Annotated in this window: 1 protein-coding gene; it reads left to right on the forward strand. The window is 65.5% G+C overall.

The features are described from left to right. A partial coding sequence (gene traG / locus FHS55_RS23195; protein WP_183192229.1) for an IncP-type conjugal transfer protein TraG occupies positions 1-1,330 on the forward strand: 1,330 nt, incomplete at both ends.

The following is a 1,330-nucleotide window of genomic DNA, read 5'->3' on the forward strand; positions in this document are numbered from 1 at the left end:
TGGTCGTGCCCTCGCTACTGACCTGGCCGGGATCGGCCATCGTCCATGAAATCAAGGGCGAGAACTGGCAGCTCACCGCCGGCTTCCGCGCCCGGCATGGCTGCGTGCTGCTATTCGATCCTACCAACGCCAAGTCCGCCGCCTACAACCCGCTGCTGGAGGTGCGTCGCGGTGAATGGGAAGTGCGCGATGTGCAGAACATCGCCGACATCCTCGTCGATCCCGAAGGCTCGCTGGAAAAGCGGAACCACTGGGAAAAGACCAGCCACGCACTGCTCGTCGGCGCCATCCTCCATGTCCTCTATGCCGAGACGGACAAGACGCTCGCTGGCGTCGCCGCCTTCCTCTCGGATCCGAAGCGGCCGATCGAGACCACGCTCGACGCCATGATGAAGACCGCGCATCTCGGCAAGGCGGGCCCGCACCCTGTCATCGCCAGCGCTGCCCGCGAACTGCTGAACAAATCCGACAATGAGCGCTCGGGCGTGCTCTCCACCGCCATGTCCTTCCTCGGCCTCTACCGCGATCCGGTGATTGCCGAGGTGACGGGGCGCTGCGACTGGCGCATCGCCGATATTGTCGGCGGCAAGACTCCCTCGACCCTGTATCTCGTGGTGCCACCTTCCGACATCAACCGCACCAAGCCTCTGATCCGGCTCCTCCTCAACCAGATCGGCCGGCGCCTCACCGAGGACCTGCCGGCCAAGGGCGACCGCCACCGTCTGCTGCTCATGCTCGACGAGTTTCCGGCGCTGGGGCGGCTCGACTTCTTTGAATCGGCACTCGCCTTCATGGCCGGCTATGGCCTGAAAGCCTTCCTCATCGCCCAGTCGCTGAACCAGATCGAGAAGGCCTATGGCCCGAACAACTCCATCCTCGACAACTGCCATGTCCGCGTGAGCTTCGCCACCAACGACGAGCGCACCGCCAAGCGCGTCTCCGATGCGCTGGGAACCGCCACGGAGATGAAAGCGATGAAGAACTATGCCGGCCACCGGCTATCGCCCTGGCTCGGTCATCTCATGGTGTCGCGCTCGGAAACCGCCCGCCCGTTGCTCACCCCCGGCGAGGTCATGCAGCTGCCGCCCACGGACGAGATCGTCATGGTCGCCGGTACCCCGCCGATCCGCGCGAAGAAGGCGCGATACTACGAGGACGCGCGCCTCCGGGACCGGCTTCTGCCGCCGCCAACGCCCTCTCGTGGCCTCGCTGCCCAACATGATGACTGGACCGCTCTGCCGGTGCCCGCACCACAGGAGAGTAAGGCCGGGAGCACCGCGGACGAAGGTCGAGACGATGACCCGACCGGCTCCGAGCACAGGTATCAGCC

It is taken from the genome of Ancylobacter tetraedralis, from assembly GCF_014195655.1.
In the GTDB taxonomy this organism is placed as follows: domain Bacteria; phylum Pseudomonadota; class Alphaproteobacteria; order Rhizobiales; family Xanthobacteraceae; genus Ancylobacter; species Ancylobacter tetraedralis.